Origin of the sequence: Mucilaginibacter sp. SG538B (assembly GCF_013376065.1) — a bacterium.
Lineage (GTDB): Bacteria > Bacteroidota > Bacteroidia > Sphingobacteriales > Sphingobacteriaceae > Mucilaginibacter > Mucilaginibacter rubeus.
In genome coordinates this window covers 1,257,506-1,269,839 of record NZ_JABMJI010000002.1, presented here as the reverse complement: position 1 = coordinate 1,269,839, position 12,334 = coordinate 1,257,506, and the positions used below count along the sequence as shown (strand labels likewise).

General features: G+C 43.1%; 13 protein-coding genes. 5 read left to right on the top strand and 8 right to left on the bottom strand.

Features of this window, described 5'->3' with window-relative positions; translation table 11 throughout:
• Positions 1-251: 251 nt before the first annotated feature.
• From FHW88_RS15005 to FHW88_RS14990, 4 genes are all read right to left on the bottom strand, one after another.
• The gene (locus tag FHW88_RS15005; RefSeq protein ID WP_176626445.1) at positions 252-1,244 is read right to left on the bottom strand and encodes a FecR domain-containing protein; all 993 of its coding nucleotides are present in this window, start codon (positions 1,242-1,244) and stop codon (positions 252-254) included.
• The gene (locus tag FHW88_RS15000; RefSeq protein ID WP_176626443.1) at positions 1,241-1,879 is read right to left on the bottom strand and encodes an RNA polymerase sigma-70 factor; all 639 of its coding nucleotides are present in this window, start codon (positions 1,877-1,879) and stop codon (positions 1,241-1,243) included. Before FHW88_RS15000 ends, FHW88_RS15005 begins: the two co-directional genes overlap by 4 nt.
• A gap of 24 nt (positions 1,880-1,903) precedes the next feature.
• Positions 1,904-2,587, bottom strand: coding sequence for a DUF6134 family protein (locus FHW88_RS14995; RefSeq protein WP_176626441.1), 684 nt, complete (start codon positions 2,585-2,587; stop codon positions 1,904-1,906).
• Between the two features lie 553 nt (positions 2,588-3,140).
• The gene (locus FHW88_RS14990) at positions 3,141-3,458 is read right to left on the bottom strand and encodes a hypothetical protein (RefSeq protein WP_176626439.1); all 318 of its coding nucleotides are present in this window, start codon (positions 3,456-3,458) and stop codon (positions 3,141-3,143) included.
• 171 nt (positions 3,459-3,629) lie between these two features.
• On the opposite strand from FHW88_RS14990, the gene FHW88_RS14985 reads away from it, so the two are divergent.
• Positions 3,630-3,929, top strand: a complete 300-nt coding sequence (locus FHW88_RS14985; RefSeq protein ID WP_176626437.1) for a DUF6471 domain-containing protein — start codon at positions 3,630-3,632, stop codon at positions 3,927-3,929.
• Positions 3,916-5,250 carry a DNA (cytosine-5-)-methyltransferase gene (dcm, locus tag FHW88_RS14980; protein WP_176626435.1) on the top strand — a complete coding sequence of 445 codons (1,335 nt, stop codon included), beginning with the start codon at positions 3,916-3,918 and terminating at the stop codon, positions 5,248-5,250. Before FHW88_RS14985 ends, dcm begins: the two co-directional genes overlap by 14 nt.
• Here the strand turns inward: dcm and FHW88_RS14975 are convergent.
• The gene (locus tag FHW88_RS14975; protein ID WP_176626433.1) at positions 5,247-5,951 is read right to left on the bottom strand and encodes an NgoBV family restriction endonuclease; all 705 of its coding nucleotides are present in this window, start codon (positions 5,949-5,951) and stop codon (positions 5,247-5,249) included. The two genes, dcm and FHW88_RS14975, sit on opposite strands and share 4 nt — an antisense overlap.
• Positions 5,952-6,041: 90 nt before the next feature.
• Here FHW88_RS14975 and FHW88_RS14970 point away from each other — a divergent pair, with 90 nt between their 5' ends.
• Positions 6,042-6,500, top strand: a complete 459-nt coding sequence (locus FHW88_RS14970) for a very short patch repair endonuclease (protein ID WP_176626431.1) — start codon at positions 6,042-6,044, stop codon at positions 6,498-6,500.
• Positions 6,501-6,537: 37 nt separating this feature from the next.
• Here the strand turns inward: FHW88_RS14970 and FHW88_RS14965 are convergent, their stop codons facing one another.
• Positions 6,538-6,921 carry a (deoxy)nucleoside triphosphate pyrophosphohydrolase gene (locus tag FHW88_RS14965; RefSeq protein ID WP_176626429.1) on the bottom strand — a complete coding sequence of 128 codons (384 nt, stop codon included), beginning with the start codon at positions 6,919-6,921 and terminating at the stop codon, positions 6,538-6,540.
• 664 nt (positions 6,922-7,585) lie between these two features.
• Here FHW88_RS14965 and FHW88_RS14960 point away from each other — a divergent pair.
• Positions 7,586-8,527: an NADP-dependent oxidoreductase gene (locus FHW88_RS14960; protein ID WP_176626427.1), complete on the top strand. Its 942-nt coding sequence runs from the start codon at positions 7,586-7,588 to the stop codon at positions 8,525-8,527.
• Between the two features lie 905 nt (positions 8,528-9,432).
• On the opposite strand, the gene FHW88_RS14955 is transcribed toward FHW88_RS14960, so the two are convergent.
• Entirely contained in the window at positions 9,433-10,284 is an 852-nt protein-coding gene (locus tag FHW88_RS14955; protein WP_090533515.1) for a neutral zinc metallopeptidase, read from the bottom strand.
• A 116-nt stretch (positions 10,285-10,400) separates the two neighbouring features.
• A complete protein-coding gene (locus FHW88_RS14950; RefSeq protein ID WP_176626425.1) occupies positions 10,401-11,099 on the bottom strand; it encodes an SIMPL domain-containing protein in 699 nt (232 codons plus the stop codon).
• Between the two features lie 274 nt (positions 11,100-11,373).
• Here FHW88_RS14950 and FHW88_RS14945 point away from each other — a divergent pair, with 274 nt between their 5' ends.
• The gene (locus FHW88_RS14945; protein ID WP_090533511.1) at positions 11,374-12,144 is read left to right on the top strand and encodes a Ku protein; all 771 of its coding nucleotides are present in this window, start codon (positions 11,374-11,376) and stop codon (positions 12,142-12,144) included.
• The last annotated feature ends 190 nt before the right edge of the window (positions 12,145-12,334 follow it).

The following is a 12,334-nucleotide window of genomic DNA, read 5'->3' as shown; positions in this document are numbered from 1 at the left end:
AACCATGTCATTGCGAGCGCAGCGCGGCAATCTCGTAGCCAATTACTCCACCACGTCATTGCGAGGCACGAAGCAATCCCTAACTGTACAGAGCGGATTTACATGGCCAATCTGCTAATCGGGGATTGCTTCGTGCCTCGCAATGAGGCTTTTAAAGGGATGTCATGCTGAGCTCCGTCGAAGCATGGTGGGCTGGGCCTCTGCTCGCGTCCTTCGACAGGCTCAGGATGACTGGCCACTGCATACAATCCCTACTTCAACACAATCCCCTTTTTCCCGCGCTCCACTTTGATCTTGAACGTTTCGGAGATCACCAGCAGCACCTGATCTAACGACTGATCTTTAAACACTGTGGTGATAGGCAGGCTGGCAATGGCTTTATTGCCGATAACAATGTGCGCGCCGTACACTTCGTTCAATGAGCTTACCAGTTCATGCAGCGGGGTTTCATCGCAAACCAGTTCGTGGGTTGCATAGTAGTTATATAAACGTCCTTTGATGCTTTCCTTAGTCTGCAGGCCATCCTTACCGGTAACCAATACCTTTTCGCCGGGATTGAGGTTTACGCTTTTTTTCTTTTCGCTTACGTTAACTATGCCCGTTTCAACAATAACCTGCGTTTTGCCGTCGCGGCTCTTTATATTGAATGACGTGCCAACCACCCTAACCGTTACACCGTTCACCCTAATTATAAAAGGTTTGGTTTTATCGGGCGTAACTTTAAAAAACGCTTCGCCCAGCATAGTCACCGGGCGGATCTTGCCGGTAAATTTTTCGGGATAAATAAGCGTGCTGTGACTGTTCAGCGTAACTACCGAACCATCGGTCAGGGTTTGCACGCGGGTTTTCGCTTCACTTTCTATTTTAATGAAAGCGATGTTCCGGTTGTCGTAATAATGGCTGATAGTTAACCAGGCTACAGTACAAATCAACAGTAATGATGCAGCTATACCCACCCACCAGCTGGTTTTCATTTTGTGAATCCGTGCCGGTTGGGTTGGCGTTGTGACTGTATTGCTGATCCTCTTTTGCAGCCGGAGATAGGCGGCATCCTCATCCAAATTTTTAGTAGAAGCAATTTGCCTGCTCTCATCCCAGATCAGTTTAAAATTATCATACTCCTGCCTGTTAGCGGGCGAAGCGGCAATCCAGTTCTGTATAGCCTCCACCTCGGCGGGCGTAGCTTCGCCAACCAGGTATTTCACCAGCAAATCATCATCTATGGGCATACCGGTATAGCTCATACAAACCAATTAATAAATAACAATAAAATAATGGGTAAAAACTCGGCCAGTTTTTGGCGCATTACCCGCAGCGCCTTGCCCATCTGGTTTTCGATGGTTTTGATCGATAAACCCATATGATCGGCAATTTGCTGGTATTTCAACTGCTCAAACCTGCTCAGCTGAAAAATGATACGGCATTGCTCGGGCAGTTCGCTCAGGGCTTTTTCAATGTGCTTCTGCAGCTCGGCCGTGAGCAGTTTTTTTGAGGCCAGTTCATCACTGCCAACCTGCTCCATCTCATCGGCATAATAAACGCCAAAGCTGGCACGCACCTTCTGGTGTTTTAAGTAGTTCAAACTTTCGTTATGTACCGAGCGGTACAGGTAGGCCTTGATACTGCCATCGGTTTTAAGCTGATCGCGTTTTTCCCAAATGCGGCAAAATACGTTTTGTACTACCTCTTCGGCCATTTCATCATCCTTTAAAAAAGTGAAGGCATAGGCGTGCAGACTTTTAAAGTGATCTTTAAAAAGCCGCTCAAAAGCCTTAGGGCTTCCCTGTTTAATTAAACCGATGGCCGTGCTATCGCTGTATTCCACTTTTAAGGTGTAGATGTTAGCGCTAAAGATAGCTTGTTTGGCCGTTAAATTCATAGAGCCCAAATGTTAAAAAATCAATCAGGCCAGTTGAATTTGGATGGTGTACAGCGAATGATGAATATCAACCTTGCTGCACACCCCATTGGTATAGCTGTAAAAATTGTAATTACCATCGGGCAGATCGATGCGGTACACATGGGGGCTCACCTGTTTAACCTGCAAAAACTGCTGAAAGTTATCAGAGTACACCTGCGACTGGTCGGCCGGTTCATGGCAGTACAGCAGCATGAGGTTGGCGGCAATTTGTTTTTGATCAACCGTTTTGCCGCATTTGCCTTCGGCGATGGTTTGGTAGCCCGAGGCAACAGCTTTGGTTTGGCGGTTGCACTTTTCCTTACCATTAACGTTACGGCACACCTGCGAACTGATGAGCTTGCCATTATTAAAAGTGCTCTCCTCCTGGATCTCCACCTTGATGCTGAAAATGAAGCGCATTTTTACTTCGGAGATCATTTTGAGGTACAGCTCATCTCCCTGGCGTTTTTGGTACAGGTTCATGTGGCCAACCACCTTGCCGCTGTGCAACACATTGTATTTAACCGTTTGTTCCTGTGCCAGGGCCCCCACAGCGAGGCACAGCAAGGCCACCACCATAGCCGCCCATTTTAGCGGACCGAATATATTTACCGTTGGGAAAGTTTTGTTTTGAAGGGCAGGCCGGATATATTTTTTAAATAACCAAATTATTAAAGCGGGTATCATGGGTTGTCATTTTAAAGTGATTGAATAAAGCTTTTAACGCGTTTACTTTATTACAACATTCTAAACTTTTACCCCTATGCCTTTGCATTATTTTGTTCGATTAATTAAATTACTACTATGCCTATATGAATCATATAATTTCAAATATAAGTAAAAAAATGGGGTGTCCCAATTTTTTGATTCCCCACAAAAAAATGAAAAATGCACACCGCCCGTTTTTGCGAAAATAAGCGTGTTCCATTTTTTGAGTGTGAAAACGCGGAACATCTTTTTTATGAAACACACTGATAATCAAATAATTAATGTTTCGACTGAAACAATGATAAAATATTGACAGTCAATTACTAAAACTTTTAAGAGTAAAATACGGCTTTAATTGAGGCAGCGCCGGGCAGAGGGATTTTTTTGGTGTTTTTTTGATGTTTTTTAACGAAAATGAGGTTAGGCGATGCGGGGTGGTTGGGATGCTGACAATAAAGCGCCACCATTTGGGCGATATTTAATCGCTATTTTATAATAACCATTTTGTTGATGTCGGCAAAATGGTTAGCGGCTATGTGATATTTGCAACCGTTTGAAGAATGTATATAAACGAAGCCAAATCCATTCCGCTATCAGCGGCCTCATCTGTGTACTCCACACTTTCAAATTCGTGGAAGGTATGATCAAGTTCGTTATCCCATGAGCCGAAATGGAGATCGGGCACTTGCCACTGGTCTGCGTAAAACCAGTGGTGAGATATGAGTTTCGAGCGGATCAAACCTTCCAAACGCGATAACTCAATATTTTGCAGGTTATCAAATACAATGCTGTTGAAGTTTTTATAGTTGCCGCCATCACGGTAGAGGTAGTTGAATTTGATGTTGGGCATCCGGCAAGTTATGCCGAATGAGGGTGTTTGTCAATCGGAGATAAGTGAACTTTTATATAACACATATGACTATTTATTTTTATCAATGGACATTTTTTCTCGTATATATTAATTATAAACTATTTTTGACAAAAATTTGCATATACGATAATTTGATGACATATTTACGTAATGAATTCTGTAGATTGGCACGAAAAATCTAAAAGGCTTTTAAAGGCCGAATTGCTAAAAAGAGGTATCTCTTCTGAGCAATTGGTTGGCCTTCTCGATAGAATTGGTGTACAAGAAACTAAAGGTAGCATAGATAGTAAGATAAGCCGTGGTACTTTCAGCGCGGCCTTTTTAATACAATGCCTTAATGCAATTGGATGCAGGAATTTTTTTCCTGATATAGAATCATCAACGTTGCTGCAAGAACCAGTTGTTTTTTACAATGCTAAGAAAACAAAAAAAAATTATGAGAGAGGTTAAATTTATCGATTTGTTTGCAGGAATAGGGGGGCTTCGTTTGGGTTTTGAAGAAGCTTTTAAAAAAGCAGGTTTCGATACCAAATGTGTTATGACCTCTGAAATAAAGGCTCATGCTTTAAATGTATTACATCATAATTTTTCACACGATTATTTTGTTGGGGATATTACCAAAGTAAAAAACCACGAAATTCCTGATTTTGATTTTTTATTGGGAGGGTTTCCTTGTCAGCCTTTTAGTGCGGGGGGGAAAAGACAGGGTTTTGTTGATACAAGAGGGACACTTTTTTTTGAAATTGAAAGGATATTGGAGAATAAAAAGCCCTATGGTTTTATATTAGAAAATGTTGAAGGGTTAGTGAAGCATGATTTAGAAAATAAAGGGGATGAGTTTGGTAGAACCCTCAATGTTATTATATCGAAATTGAGAGGCCTGGGTTATAAAGTTACAACGAAGGTGTTAAATTCTGCGGATTTTGGTTTACCTCAAGCCCGCAAACGAATTTTCATAGTTGGAACTTTAGATGAACATGTTGATCTAAATCATTTTGACACTAAACGATCCACTATCAGTTCTATACTTGAAACTGGTCTTCCGACAATCGATTCCAAGTTTATTAAACTTTTATTAAAGCACTTTTCGCTAAGTGATTTATATGGTAAATCCATAAAAGACAAACGCGGTGGTGACAACAATATCCACAGTTGGGATATTGAATTAAAAGGGCCAGTAACCAAAGAACAAGCAGGGTTGCTTAATAGGTTGTTTAAGGAGCGTAGAAAGAAACATTGGGCAAAAGAAATTGGGATCGATTGGATGGATGGCATGCCCCTTACATTGAATCAAATCAAAACTTTTTACGACAAGCCCAATCTTGAAGAAATGTTGGACGACTTGGTTAGCAAGAAATACTTAAAATTTGAACACCCTAAAAGCTTAGTTACGGAACAAACCTTATTGGGGGTTAAAACTTATCGATTAGAAAACAAAAGGTTAAGTCCGGGCTACAATATCGTTTCAGGAAAGTTGAGTTACGAAGTGAACAAAATCTTAGATCCCAATGGGATTGCTCCGACATTAGTTGCCACTGATATGGCGCGATTGGTTGTTCCCGATGGAACCGGCTTAAGGAGTATGACTTTAAGAGAGGGACTGCGCCTTTTTGGATTCCCAGAATGGTTTCAAATGCCAGTTTCGCCAGAAGATGGATTTGATTTGCTCGGCAATACTGTAGCCGTTAATGTTGTAACTGCTGTTGCTGAAAAAATTACACCCTTTTTTGTGCCCTCTCAAGTGGAGCAATCAGAGCAAATAGCCTGTTAAATTAATTCTTTTCCTGTGGCCGTCTTGTATCCTGCGATGACCTTGGTAAGCCAAGTACTGGTTAGTGGGTCTCGAGCGGTTCCCGTCCATTGGCGTTGGGTTGCGTCGAAGGCCTTAACGAAATCAAGCGCACTACTAAAAACAGGAAGTTTTGGTCCTCTGTCTCGTCTCCCTGTTCTTAGATACCATTTGGTAGGGCGGATATTAAAAATTTCTCCTTGTTTTACTTGACACTTAAGAGGCCAATCACTGCTGGGGCCCGTTATTTCCCATACCTTCTTTAACCAGACGTCTTTTATTTCTATATGGTGACCAACCATACTATAGCCAATGATTAAATAATCAGAATCTAACCTGTAAGGATGCAATAGCAAAGATCTGCGGTAAGCAAGGAACGCTGCAACGTCAAAATTAGGGGCATTGTCATAGTCAAAGGATTTGACTTCAAGCATTCCTTTTTTTGGGTCATTTATATCTAATTGAAAGTCTGGAAAATCTTGTGTTCCTGGGCTGCTACCAAATAATACCCCTTCACTAATTAACCAATCCCTTAGCCATTCTTGTAAAAGATTCCCAACAGAGTCTTTAGATCTAATTTTAATATCGTGTCCATTAAGAATAAAACTAATTATGCCTTTTTCGCCGATAATAGAATTTTCAACGACTAATTTATTATAAATATCAAGCGCAGATAACTGCATACGTAATTGTCAAGGTTAGTAAATTATTGTTTTAATTATATGCACGATTTTTGCTCATTCAAAATTATTAAAATTGAATTTGACTAAATCATGGATGAAAAGATCTTTGTTCCTAAGTTCAAAAAGAGCCTTGGGTTTGAAACAACCTCTAATCGGTCAAACCTAATGAAAAAAATCCGTAGCAAAGAAAACAAAGCAGAAACAAAATTAAGGATATCTCTATGGAATCAAGGAATTCGATATAGGAAAAATTATAAAAAACTACCAGGCAGTCCTGATATTGTCATTAACAAAAGTAAAGTTGTTGTCTTTGTGGATGGTGAATTTTGGCATGGGTATAAGTGGGAGGAAAAAAAGAAAAAGATAAAAGATAACAGAGGGTTTTGGATTCCTAAAATAGAAAGAAATATCCAACGAGATAATGAAAACAACTTAGCGTTAACTCAATTAGGGTACACTGTTATTAGATTTTGGGAAAACCAAATAAAAAGGGATTTGGAAGGTTGTATAGCTATTGTCTTAGATCATGTGATTTCTTCTCAATCGTAATAGTTTATCTATCAGAATTTAATTCAATTGCTGGCATTTAGGTTTCTATATAATGTTTAACAATAGGCACATCCGCCTCCGCCCAATCCAAAGCTAACAATTCATCTTTAGGCAGCCATTTAAAATCAAGATGCTCTTTTAACACAATCTGCCCTGAAGCAATTCTACAAACAAAGGGAATCAGTTGTATGCTAACATTGGGATACTGGTGTGTATTGGCGGGCAGGGGCTTCAAAATTTCCACATCCACATGAAGCTCTTCCTTAATCTCGCGGATGAGGCAGGCTTCGGCGGTTTCACCGGGTTCAATTTTACCGCCGGGGAACTCCCATTTTAAAGGCAGGCTCATGGTTGCGCTCCGCTGAGCGACAAATACAAGTCCGTCGGCATTAACAATAATAGCGCATGTTACTTTGATCACGTTTCTAAGATAAGAGTTTGGGGAAAGAAACAAGACGACAATGTGAAGAAGCACGACAGTAGAAGGAAAGAAGCAAGACGGTAAGAGTCAAGAAGTAAGATAAGAACCATGACATATTGTTATCAAGCCCAAAACAAAAGCGCGCCGGGCCGACAAAAAAGCGGGCCTGGGAGTATGGCCTTGTGGGTGGAAGCATTTTTTTGTCTTGATGTTTGGTTAATTGCATCTAAGGTAAAGTACTCCGTACGGCCAACATAGCCGTTAACTTAAGGAAAAAACTCTTCAAAGCGAGGGAAGGTGCGACTCCCCTCTTGAGAGGGGTGGAGGGGTGTGTTATTCTACGTGCAGCTTATCGCTTGTATAACACACCCCTGCTCCCGCTCTTTCCCACTACGCCCCCTCTCAAGAGGGGATTTTAAAGCGCATGTGCTAAATTAATCTCTTAGGTTAATGGCTATGGCCCGGCCAGGAGGGCGACGATGTTTGTTAGTTACAACAAGGTTTAAACATAATGATGTATACCAATTTACCACGTCCTTTTCCACCCCGCAAAACCAAAGCTTAGGATGTATACCCCAAAACACTAAATTATATTCCCCGTTTATACCATGTATTTTATTTACCATGGTATAACTTTGGTATATCAAACGAATAACATCAAACCATGAAAGCAATAATTTTAAAAGACTTTGGCGGGGTTGAAAACCTGGTACCTGCCGAAATACCTGTACCAACCATAGCTGCCGATGAAGTACTGGTAAAACTGAAAGCCATCAGCATAAACCCTGTGGATGTTAAAACCCGCTCAGGAAAAGGTGTTGCCGGACTTATTAAGGACGAATCTCCGATTATATTGGGCTGGGATATTTCGGGCGAGATCACCGAAGTGGGCGCGGATGTTACCGGCTTTAAACCCGGCGACGAGGTTTTTGCCATGATAGATTTCCCCAAAACCGGTAAAGCCTATGCCGAATATGTTAAGGCTAAAGCCGATGAACTTGCACTGAAACCTGCCGGCGTTAGTCATGAGGAGGCTGCGGCAGCTACACTTGCCGCGCTTACTGCCTGGCAGGCTTTCCACAGCAATGCGCCTGTTAAACCCGGCGACCGGGTACTGATCCACGCCGCATCAGGCGGGGTTGGTCATTATGCCGTGCAGATAGTTAAACATTTGGGCGCCTATGTTATCGCCACTTCTTCGGCTGCCAACCGCGATTTTGTGTTAGGTCTGGGTGCCGATGAGCATATCGACTATAAGGCACAGCCCTTTGAAACCGCTACCGGCGATATCGATTTTGTGCTTGACACCATTGGCGGCGAATACATTGACCGCTCGCTGCAGGTGATGAAAAAAGGCGGCACCATTATAAGCATCGTTTCCGGCATGAACGAAACCGTTACCCCCAAAGCCAACGCGCTGGGCATTAATGGCCACAACACCCGGGTAAAACCCAATGCCGAAAACATGGCTACCATTGCCGGTTTGCTGCAAAAAGGGATCATTAAATCGCACGTATCCAAAGTGTTTCCGTTTGAGCAAATGGCCGATGCGCATTTGCAACTGGAAAGCGGGAGAACTGTTGGGAAAGTGGTATTGGTGTTTTAAATAAAAATATGTCTTGCGAGTAGGTAAAATCCAGAGGCCTCTCAAGGTGAAATGACAATAGATGTGGAGGGCTTGTCATCCTGAGCTTGTCGAAGGACGCGCGCAGAGGCCCACCCCACTATGCTTCGACAGGCTCAGCATGACACCCATTTTTTAATTATGTCATGGGTAGCGATAGCGTGGCAACCGCTTGCTGTACAGAGCCGGGCGTCAAGTCCGCTATTGCTCTTTTAAAAAACCGTAGTTGTATTTAACTAACATCGGCCCCGCTCAATCGCCGCGGGTTGGCTGTTACGTTTTTCGCGATTGTTTATTTTTTTAGGAGCTCAAGAGGGCTTCGCCGTTTGTCTTGACACAAAAGTAACCAAAAAGTCAAGTCGGCAGGGAGGCTTCTTCGCCGCACGGCCTTCGCCCGCTTGCCTTTCCCTGCCTTTACCCTGCAAACCGGGCAGAACCACGGGCTGCAATTATTTTGCCCTGCTTTGCCCGCTCGTTCCCTGGCTTCTGCAAAAACTTGCTATGCCCCTGCAGCCGCACAAGGCCACCATTGTTCTGCCCGCTTTCGCCCGAAGCTTACCTGCCGACGGGGTGAGGAAAAGAAGCAAGACTGTTAGAAGTCAAGAAGCAAGACGGTAAGAGTCAAGGAGTAAGATAAGAACCGTGACATATTGTTATCAAACCCAAAACAAAAGTGTGCTGGCCCGACAAAAAAGCGGGCCTGGGAGTATGGCCTGCGGGGAGAAGCATTTTTTTGTCTTGATGTTTGGTTACTTTGCATCTAAGGTAAAGTAACTGGCCCCCGCGGCCAAGAGCGGACGATGTAAATTATAAAACCACAAAACTCCTCCCTGCCCCCAATGCGCATCCCACCAATGAGCAACTGAACTATTGAACCAATAAACTAATCAATCCAAATCCCCATTGCCAAAAGTATCTCCCTGGTTAATATCCCCGGTGTCGAAACCTTTTTTAAACCAGTACATGCGCTGGGCACTGGTGCCATGGGTAAAACTATCGGGTTCTACATGGCCCTGTGCTTGTTTTTGTAATCGGTCGTCACCTATGGCGTTGGCCGCGTTGAGCGCTTCTTCAATGTCGCCTTTATCAAGCACGTTTTTCATGGTTTTTTCGTAATGCGCCCAAACGCCGGCATAAAAGTCGGCCTGCAGTTCCAGTTTTACAGAAAGCTTGTTGTATGCGCGTTCGCTCAATCGCGACCGTGCCTGATCCATTTTTTGGGAGATCCCCAACAGGTTTTGCACATGATGGCCAACCTCATGCGCTATCACATAGGCCTGCGCAAAATCGCCGGCGGCACCGAAACGGTTCTTCAACTCATCGTAAAAGGAAAGATCAATATATACCCGCGAATCGCCGGGGCAATAAAATGGGCCGCTTGCCGAGCTCGCCATACCGCAAGCCGATTTAGTATAATCCCTAAATAAAGCCAATCGCGGTTTTTCATAGGTTTTACCCATATCATTAAACAGCTTCGTCCAGATATCTTCGGTATCGGCCAAAACCACGCGCACAAATTTCTTTCCCTCATCTTCGGGGCCGTTATTAACGGTTTGCTCCTGCCGGGCCGGCTGGTTGGTTGCCACCTGGTTAAACAGCGCCGAAGGATCGACTCCGGTAAAAAAATAAATAGCGGCCGCTATAATACCAAGTACGCCACCGCCAATGGCTAACCTGCCGCCGCCACCACCGCGTTCATCATCTACGTTATCGCTTTCGCGTCTGCCAAACCATTGCATATGTTGCCCCCGGCCCCCTAAAGGGGGAGTTTTTTATACATGATAATAAAAAAAGCCTCCGTTTGTTTGAACGGAGGCTTCAGATTTTTTCACCCCCCTTTGGGGGTACGAGCCGATTATTTCACAATCTCAAATACGGCCTGGATCTGGAAACTTAGTTTGATGTTTTTGAAACTGATATCCGAATCGCCAACATTGCTATCTGCCGAAGCTTTGAATGTCATCATATTGGCGGCATACATGCGCGGCTGCGGGAAGCTGCTGTTATCGCTTTCGGTAATATTGATAGCGCCGCCCAGCTTTTCACCAAGGGCAGCCAACAGGTAAGTCGCTTTATCGCGTGCGGCCAACAGGGCTTTGATTTTAAGGTCGCGTTTTAAATCAGCCATTTTTGAATAGTCATAACTTTCAATATTGGTAGCCTGAATCCCTTTAGGATCAATTTTCGACATGATCTGGTTAAACTTGTTCAGGTCGCGCACACGCAGGCCGTATTGTTTGCTGGCCAAAAAGTCGGGTGCTTTTTTCTTTTGATAGGTATTGTTCCAGGCTGATACATTGTTCACCGTAAAATCTGACGATGGGATGCCGGCATCTTTAACGGCTTTCTCCAGCTGATCTTCCAGATCGTTAATGGCAATGTGTTTTTTGCCATCCATGTATTCCTGTAGTGATATGGTTACGTTTATAATATCAGGAGTAACCTCCTGCTCGGCAATGCCGGTAACTTCAATTTTACGCCTAAGGTCAACGTTTTGGGCAAATGCGCCAACAGTAGTTGCTAATAGTGCGGCAAGGATAAATAGCTTTTTCATGTGTATTTTATTTGATGTTATGACTAAGGTAACGTATGTTTAGTTTAATGTGTAACAGTAAGGCTACAATTAATTGCTAAGCCATTGGTATGCTTGTAAATAAACCGGCGGGTGGTTTTGTTTGAGGGGTGAAGTTAATTCCATCCCTGGGGGGCACGTTGAAATGCGCGGTTGCAGGGAGGAATCACGCAGCCCCAATTTTGACATATCGCCCCTGCCTTCAAACCCTTTACCTTTTTAATAGTTATACTAAAACGCATTAATTTATTTGGTTATGAGATCGATATGGAAAGGTTCGATAGGTTTTGGGCTGGTGAGCATCCCTGTTAAATTGTATTCGGCAGTACAAACCAGCTCGCTTGATTTTGATATGCTGGATAGCCGTGATCATGCACGCATCCGTTTTCAGCGGGTAAACGAAAATACCCACAAGGAAGTCCCCTACGATAAAATTGTAAAAGGCTATAAGCTTGATGAAGACTACGTGATCATGGACGAGCAGGACTTTGAGGATGCTGCCCCCGAAAAAAGCAAGGTAATTGAAATTGAAAGCTTTGTAGATATTGCCGATGTAAACCCCATGTTTTACGAAACATCATACTATACCGAGCCCGACACCAAAAACAACAAAGCCTATGCCCTGCTTATCCAGGCACTTACGCAATCAAAAAAAGCAGGGCTGGCCCGTTTTGTACTGCGCAGCACCGAAAGCCTTTGCATCGTTCATCCGCTTAAAAATGTACTGGTGGTAACCCGCATCCGTTTTGGACAGGAAATTCGTGGTACGGAAGATCTTAACCTGCCCGATAAGATTGATGTAAGTAAAAAGGAACTGGATATGGGCCTCACGCTGATCAACCAGTATGCAGAAGATTTTGATGTATCTAAATTTAAAGACGAGTATAATGATGAGCTGCTCAGGATCATCGAGGCCAAATCAAAAGGTAAACGCGCCAAAGTTAAAAAGCTTAAACCCCGTAAAACAGGTAGTGACGATTTGTACGACCAGCTGATGGCCAGTTTAAAAAGCAAGAAAGGAGCTTAATGAAGCCGGAAGTACGGTAGTTGAAAGTTTTAAGTCTGTAATTGAATTATTCCTCAAAAAGAGTCAACGTGTGTTGTTTTCAGAACTCATGGTTGGAAATGTTTGGAAAGCTGTTTTTTTAAGAAGATAAAATCCTTCAGATAATATGATTAAATTATCCTAATAATTAATTTTATTTTTAAAAGAATAA

What these genes read in the sequence shown, in the direction of transcription:
- FHW88_RS14950 (WP_176626425.1), bottom strand. Translation starts at nt 11,099, where the DNA reads ATGAAAAAGCTATTTATCCTTGCCGCACTATTAGCAACTACTGTTGGC.
- FHW88_RS14945 (WP_090533511.1), top strand. Translation starts at nt 11,374, where the DNA reads ATGAGATCGATATGGAAAGGTTCGATAGGTTTTGGGCTGGTGAGCATC.
- dcm (WP_176626435.1), top strand. Translation starts at nt 3,916, where the DNA reads ATGAGAGAGGTTAAATTTATCGATTTGTTTGCAGGAATAGGGGGGCTT.
- FHW88_RS14955 (WP_090533515.1), bottom strand. Translation starts at nt 10,284, where the DNA reads ATGCAATGGTTTGGCAGACGCGAAAGCGATAACGTAGATGATGAACGC.
- FHW88_RS14990 (WP_176626439.1), bottom strand. Translation starts at nt 3,458, where the DNA reads ATGCCCAACATCAAATTCAACTACCTCTACCGTGATGGCGGCAACTAT.
- FHW88_RS15000 (WP_176626443.1), bottom strand. Translation starts at nt 1,879, where the DNA reads ATGAATTTAACGGCCAAACAAGCTATCTTTAGCGCTAACATCTACACC.
- FHW88_RS14975 (WP_176626433.1), bottom strand. Translation starts at nt 5,951, where the DNA reads ATGCAGTTATCTGCGCTTGATATTTATAATAAATTAGTCGTTGAAAAT.
- FHW88_RS14995 (WP_176626441.1), bottom strand. Translation starts at nt 2,587, where the DNA reads ATGATACCCGCTTTAATAATTTGGTTATTTAAAAAATATATCCGGCCT.
- FHW88_RS14970 (WP_176626431.1), top strand. Translation starts at nt 6,042, where the DNA reads ATGGATGAAAAGATCTTTGTTCCTAAGTTCAAAAAGAGCCTTGGGTTT.
- FHW88_RS15005 (WP_176626445.1), bottom strand. Translation starts at nt 1,244, where the DNA reads ATGAGCTATACCGGTATGCCCATAGATGATGATTTGCTGGTGAAATAC.
- FHW88_RS14960 (WP_176626427.1), top strand. Translation starts at nt 7,586, where the DNA reads ATGAAAGCAATAATTTTAAAAGACTTTGGCGGGGTTGAAAACCTGGTA.
- FHW88_RS14985 (WP_176626437.1), top strand. Translation starts at nt 3,630, where the DNA reads ATGAATTCTGTAGATTGGCACGAAAAATCTAAAAGGCTTTTAAAGGCC.